Below are 6,009 nucleotides of genomic sequence, written 5' to 3' on the forward strand. Positions count from 1 at the left end.
AAACATGTTACTCACTATTTTAGCTTATGGTATGATTATCATCTTTATGTATGTAATCATGAAAAAGAAATTGTCACCGTTTACATCTTTAGTAATTATTCCTCTTATTTTTACTTTGATTGCAATTGCAACTGGAGTAGCGAGTCCGCCACCTGGTGCTGACGGTGTTGTCCCTGAAGTCAACATTGGGAATTTCGTCTTAGATGGGATTTCAACTACTTCAAAAACTGGTATTATGTTATTATTTGCCATTCTTTACTTCTCTATTATGTTGGATGCTGGTTTGTTTGACCCAATCACTAAAAAAATGATTTACTTTGCTAAAGGCGATCCAATGAAAGTCTTGATGGCTACTGCGGTAGTTGCTGCTGCTGTTTCCTTAAACGGAGATGGAACAACTACGACCTTGATTTGCTGTTCTGCGTTTATTCCCATCTACAAAAAACTTAATATGAAATTGATGAATTTAGGTGTGCTTGTTATCTTACAAAACACCATTATGAACTTATTACCTTGGGGCGGTCCAACAGCTCGTGCCATGGCCGTACTAGAAGTTGATGCCGACATTCTTTCTTATTTAGCACCTGGTATGATTTTATCTGTATTGTATGTTATCTTCTTTGTTGCTTATCGCATGGGGAAAAAAGAACGTGCTCGCTTAGGCGTGACAACGCTTACTGATAAAGAATTGGAAGAAATGACTATTGTTAACGATCCTGAGTTATTAGAAATTCGTCGTCCAAAGAATTTTGCGTTCAATGGTATTTTAACGATTGTCTTAATCGGTTGGTTAGTCCTAAGTTCATTCGTTGGTCAATTAGGTTTGCCTTCGTGGATTGAAATGCCACCGTTATTATTATTCCTAGTTGGTACTTGTATCGCTTTAATGATTAACTATCCAAAATTAAAAGATCAAAGCAGCCGTATTAGTGCAAATGCTGGTGATGCTGTGCAAGTAGTTATCTTAGTTTTTGCTGCTGGCGTCTTCATGGGCTTATTCCAAGGTTCTGGTATGGCCAATGCCTTAGCAAATAGCTTTGTTAATATTATTCCAAAACAATTAGCCGGCGCTTGGGGCTTAGTGATTGCGTTCATTTCAGCACCAGGAACATTCTTTATTTCAAACGATGGTTTCTATTTCGGTGTCTTACCAGTCCTAGCAGAAGCTGGACGTTCTTATGGATTTGACAATATGTCTATGGCTTTAGCTTCCTTAATGGGGCAAGCGTTCCACTTATTAAGTCCATTAGTGGCATTTATTTACTTGCTATTACGTTTAACTGGTTTAGATATGGGCCAATGGCAAAAAGAATCAGCAAAATATGCCTTAGGAATTTTCGTTATTTTCGTTGTTACAATTGTTGCTTTAGGTCACATGCCTTTATTTATTCCACAAAATTAAACGTCGTCGCTGAAACCGTAGGAGTGCCTTTTCTCCTCGGTTTTCTTTTCATTTTGTCTTTTCTTGCGTTATATTTTCATTTTTAATATTATATTTATTATCTATAAAAATAACCTATAGGGAGGTGCCTCATATGAATCCAACGGTTGAAGCAGTAAAACGGAACTTAGATTTAACCAGCAGTAAACCTCTAAAAATTTGTACCTATGAAGCCTTTAAAAAAACCATTATTTTAGGGGATATTCCTGCAGGTGAACGGATTAACGAAAAAGAATTTTCCGAGCAATTAAACATTAGTCGGACGCCCATTCGCTTTGCTTTACAAGAATTGGTCAAAGAACAATTGGTGGAACATATACCTATGGTGGGTATCGTGGTTAAAGGGATTAGTATGAAAGATGCTTATGAAATTTATGATATTCGTAAATCTTTGGACACTTTAGCAACCATTAAAGCCATGGAACTCATGACACCAGAAGATTTTGATGAATTGGAAGCCTTACTTCTCGAAGGAGAACAATACAATAAAAATAACCAAGTAGATGACTTACTACAGAACTTTTCAGATTTTAATTCCTTTATTTATACTAAGAGTCAGATGCTACGTTTAAAAAAAATTGTGACTGATCTCCATGCTTACTTAATCTATTTCAGAGATATTGCGATTCGTGCCTCAGAACGTCGTAGTATTGCCCTAGAAGAACATTGGTTAATTTTCCGCGGAATGAAAACAAAGAATATTGACCAGATCACACTTTTAACCCATGAACATCTAAATCGTTCGCTTCAATTTATTTTGAAAGAAATGGAACGTCGACAAATTGAATAAGCAAAAAAGACCCGCAGTCGCTCGTGCAACTGCGGGCCTTTTTTCATTTTTTTTGTACGCAACCATCTGGCGTAAAGGTATAACCAATGCCCCAAACGGTCCGAAGGTAACAAGGTTCTTTCGGGTTTTCTTCTAATTTACTTCGTAAACGATTAATAAAAACCATAATCGTATTCGCATCGACATCCCCAGTACCCCAAACACTGCTGTAAATTTGTTCTTTAGAAAATACTTGCTCGGGATTCTCCAGAAAAAATTGAATTAATTGAACTTCTTTCGAAGATAATGAAATAGGTAAATCCTTTTTAAATAGTTGATAACGACCATAATCAAAACGGAAATCACCTACCTGTAGCTCTTCTTTTTTATAAACATTCAATTGTTTTCGAATCATTCGAGCTCGATTCAACGAAGCAATCACCTGAGCCTTAAAAACATTCAAGGAAAAAGGTTTCGTTATATAACTATCCACGCCCATTTCCAAGGCTGCAATAATATCCTCTTCTTCTTTTTTGCTACTAAAAAAGATAATTGGCACTAGTGGATATTTCTCTCTAATCATTTGGACTAAGTAGTAACCATCGCTGTCATGTTCCAAGTTATCATCTAAAATGAACAAATCAAAGGTAACTCTGGACACAATATCTTTTGTTTTTTCAATTGATTCACTTTGGTAAATAAGAATACCTGTTGATTGTAATGCTTTCCAAATCAAGCGACGAACTGCTGCATCATCATCTACAACCAGTATTTTCTCCGTACGCATACCTGTTGCTCCCCCTACGTCTCTTTACAAAACTTTTTCATTTGAATTTACTACTGGAGTAATTACTGATTATCATAACATAAAAAAAGAAACGGAGACGGCTAAAAAATCATTTAACAAAGAAACGTTGGCAACTATTCAGTCCCTGCTGAGAGTTGCCAACGTTTCTTTGTTTGTTTAAAAATACTTCTTAACTGGTTCAACCACTAAATACCGATAAGGTTCATCCCCTTCAGAATGGGTTTTGATTTGCTCATCTTTACTTAGCGTGTGATGAATTTGTTTTCTTTCAAAAGCCGGCATTGGTTCCAAGAAGACTGGCCGCCCAGTGCGTTTGGCTTTTTCCGCGGTGCGTTTCGCTAAACGTTCCAAAATTTCATGACGTTTTTCACGATAATTTCCGACATTCACAACAATCGATAGCTTATTGCTTGCAATGCGGTGAATAAAGACTTGCGCTAAATACTGTAACGCATTTAACACTTTTCCGTGTTTTCCAATTAAGATACCTTGTTTTTCTGTTTCTAAATGGAAGATAATATTGCCATTCTCGCGCGCTATGCGAACCATGGCAGGGGCGTTCAGTTCATTTGAAATATTCGTTAAATACATCGCTAATTCAGTAATAGCAGCTTCGTCTTCCAGATTTTCTAAAGAATGTGTTGATTCCTCTGAGAGACTAGGAATTGCTTCGGTTAATTCCTCAACTGCTTCTTCCACTGCTTTTGCTTCATCGGCAACAACAATATCTTCCACTGTTTCTTCGACCGCTTCTGTGACTTGCTCACTAATCGTTGGTTCCATTGAAATTTGGGCAAGTTTTTTTCCTAGACCTAAAAATCCTTTTTTTCCTTCGTCTAACACATCAATTGTAACATCCTCTTTGGTTAAACCAAGTGCTTGTAAGCCTTTCTGCGTTGCTTCTTCGATTGTATTTCCTTCATAAATCGGCATCTGAACGACCTCCTTTATTTTTTCTTCCCTTTTTTCTTAGGACTTTTTGCTCGTTCAAGCGCTCGCTCCCGTGCTTTGGCTTGACGTGCTGCTTCCTCCCGCTCTTTACGGATTTTGAATGGATTGTTTAATAACAATGTTTGCCCTGTTTGGAAGGCATTTGAGACCACCCAGTAAAGAGATAAACTGCTGGCTAATGAAATCCCCATAAAGAAGATCATCGCTGGCATAACGTAATTCATAATTTTCAGTGAGGCATTTGTTTCTAGTTGGCTCATACTTGAAAGATACGTACTAGCAAACGTAAAGACAGCCGCTAAAATCGGTAAAATTAAATACGGATCCGGCTTATCGAGGCTTAACCACAAGAACGTTCCTTCTTTTAACTCAGGCACGCGTGAAATGGCTTGATACAAAGCCATCATGATTGGTAGTTGAACCAACAGTGGTAAACAGCCAATGTAAGGATTCACATTATTCTCTGCATACAAACGTTGCTGTTCTTCTCGGAATAAGCGTTGTGTTTCAGGATCTTTTGAAGAATATTTTTGTTGCAAGGCCTTTAATTGCGGTTGCAACTCTTGTGTTTTACGCATACTCTTCGTTTGGAAATGCATCAACGGCAATAAAATAATCCGGATGACTAACGTAAATAGGATAATCCCAATTCCGACACTGCCGCCTAATGATAGGAACTTAATCGCTTGGGCAAAATAATAAACAATGTATCGATCCCAAATTCCTGTACTACTTTCACTTACGGGCGCGGTTCCGCAGGCGGATAAAACAAAGACTAAGGTCACTAACCCAGCCATTAATAATAAGCGCTTATACTTCTTCACTACTCAATTCCCTCTCTTACATCTAATATTTTAGCTAAATTTAACACATGTGTTAAATTAGCTTTCACTTCTTCAGACGATAACTTTTCCAATCCTGGACGTGCAATCACGATAAAATCAATTTCTGGAGAGATACGGTCTTTTAATTGAAATAAACTCGCGCGGATTTTCCGCTTCACAGCATTCCTTGTGACCGCGTTTCCAATTTTCTTCCCAACAGAAATCCCCACTCGAAAATGGGCTTGTTGTGGTTTCTCTAAAACGTACACCACGAAACGACGATTTGCACAAGATTGTTTTTTATTAAACACCTGTTGAAATTCTTTTTCTTTCTTGACACGGTAGGACTTTTTCATCGGCATCCCTTTGTTTCTATATTTTTTTACTTCTTAATAATAATAGCATATTTCCGCTCTTTTTTAGTAGCCTTTTCTATAGAATCCTGCTTTCTTTTATTGAAAACAGAAAAAGAACCCTTAGTTATCTTCACATCTTCCAAAAAATTATGGAGATAACTAAGGGTTCTTAGAAATTGACTGTTTAAAAGACCAGACCATCATTAAGCAGAAATAACTTTTCTACCTTTACGACGACGGCTTGCTAATACGCGACGGCCATTTTTAGTGCTCATACGTTTACGGAATCCGTGAACTTTTTGGCGTTTACGTTTGTTTGGTTGATACGTTCTTTTCATGCAATTACACCTCCTGAAATTGTAACTATCCATCAATATATAGACATACTTTGATAGTATAACGAGTAATGGGGTCTTTTGTCAATAAAATTTAAGAAATATTTCCTGAGAAAGATTCGTTTCAATTATCCACAAATTAAATTTTCCTGTGAGTAGCTTGTGGATAGTTTTCCACATTTTTTTCTGTTCACAGCCATTTTTCCACTAGTTTTACACAAAAAAACAGCCTGTTAAAAAGTTTTACACAGGTGTTTTTTCAGCTGTTGATAAGTTCTTGAAACATTATTGTGACAAGCTTAATTATTCTCAACTTTTTGTGGATAACTCATTCAACAACCACTTTCTTCCGCAAGTGTCGACACCCTGTGGAAAACTTTTTTCACCCTTGTGTACTTTTTTTCCACATTGAACAATTGCTTGTGGAAAAAGTTTTAAAAAAATGCTAAAATCGACTATGCTCATTCTTTTAAGTTATCCACATTTTTTAGATAACCAAAATTTAAACATATAGGAGGTCACTGT

At 36.8% G+C, this 6,009-nt stretch carries 7 protein-coding genes; 2 read left to right on the forward strand and 5 right to left on the reverse strand.

All coding sequences use genetic code 11. The features are described from left to right. The first annotated feature begins 4 nt into the window (after positions 1–4). Positions 5–1,402: a CitMHS family transporter gene (locus IGL37_RS13305; RefSeq protein WP_002356005.1), complete on the forward strand. Its 1,398-nt coding sequence runs from the start codon at positions 5–7 to the stop codon at positions 1,400–1,402. A gap of 133 nt (positions 1,403–1,535) precedes the next feature. Further along, positions 1,536–2,231 (forward strand): GntR family transcriptional regulator, encoded by a 696-nt coding sequence (locus IGL37_RS13310; RefSeq protein ID WP_002356006.1) that lies wholly within the window; start codon positions 1,536–1,538, stop codon positions 2,229–2,231. A gap of 43 nt (positions 2,232–2,274) precedes the next feature. On the opposite strand, the gene IGL37_RS13315 is transcribed toward IGL37_RS13310, so the two are convergent. The 5 genes from IGL37_RS13315 to rpmH all read right to left on the reverse strand — a co-directional run bounded on the left by IGL37_RS13315 (position 2,275) and on the right by rpmH (position 5,487). Beyond that, positions 2,275–2,997, reverse strand: coding sequence for a response regulator transcription factor (locus IGL37_RS13315; RefSeq protein WP_002363545.1), 723 nt, complete (start codon positions 2,995–2,997; stop codon positions 2,275–2,277). A gap of 177 nt (positions 2,998–3,174) precedes the next feature. Beyond that, entirely contained in the window at positions 3,175–3,951 is a 777-nt protein-coding gene (jag, locus tag IGL37_RS13320; RefSeq protein WP_002356009.1) for an RNA-binding cell elongation regulator Jag/EloR, read from the reverse strand. A 14-nt stretch (positions 3,952–3,965) separates the two neighbouring features. Then, positions 3,966–4,793, reverse strand: coding sequence for a YidC/Oxa1 family membrane protein insertase (locus IGL37_RS13325; protein ID WP_002356010.1), 828 nt, complete (start codon positions 4,791–4,793; stop codon positions 3,966–3,968). After that, positions 4,793–5,149, reverse strand: a complete 357-nt coding sequence (gene rnpA, locus IGL37_RS13330) for a ribonuclease P protein component (RefSeq protein ID WP_002356011.1) — start codon at positions 5,147–5,149, stop codon at positions 4,793–4,795. Before rnpA ends, IGL37_RS13325 begins: the two co-directional genes overlap by 1 nt. A gap of 203 nt (positions 5,150–5,352) precedes the next feature. Next, complete coding sequence (gene rpmH, locus IGL37_RS13335) at positions 5,353–5,487, reverse strand: 50S ribosomal protein L34 (protein ID WP_002356012.1); 135 nt, start codon at positions 5,485–5,487, stop codon at positions 5,353–5,355. Positions 5,488–6,009: the final 522 nt, after the last annotated feature.

Origin of the sequence: Enterococcus sp. AZ119, assembly GCF_050546175.1 — a bacterium.
GTDB lineage: Bacteria > Bacillota > Bacilli > Lactobacillales > Enterococcaceae > Enterococcus > Enterococcus faecalis.

What these genes read in the sequence shown, in the direction of transcription:
- IGL37_RS13305 (WP_002356005.1), top strand. Translation starts at nt 5, where the DNA reads ATGTTACTCACTATTTTAGCTTATGGTATGATTATCATCTTTATGTAT.
- IGL37_RS13310 (WP_002356006.1), top strand. Translation starts at nt 1,536, where the DNA reads ATGAATCCAACGGTTGAAGCAGTAAAACGGAACTTAGATTTAACCAGC.
- IGL37_RS13315 (WP_002363545.1), bottom strand. Translation starts at nt 2,997, where the DNA reads ATGCGTACGGAGAAAATACTGGTTGTAGATGATGATGCAGCAGTTCGT.
- jag (WP_002356009.1), bottom strand. Translation starts at nt 3,951, where the DNA reads ATGCCGATTTATGAAGGAAATACAATCGAAGAAGCAACGCAGAAAGGC.
- rnpA (WP_002356011.1), bottom strand. Translation starts at nt 5,149, where the DNA reads ATGAAAAAGTCCTACCGTGTCAAGAAAGAAAAAGAATTTCAACAGGTG.
- rpmH (WP_002356012.1), bottom strand. Translation starts at nt 5,487, where the DNA reads ATGAAAAGAACGTATCAACCAAACAAACGTAAACGCCAAAAAGTTCAC.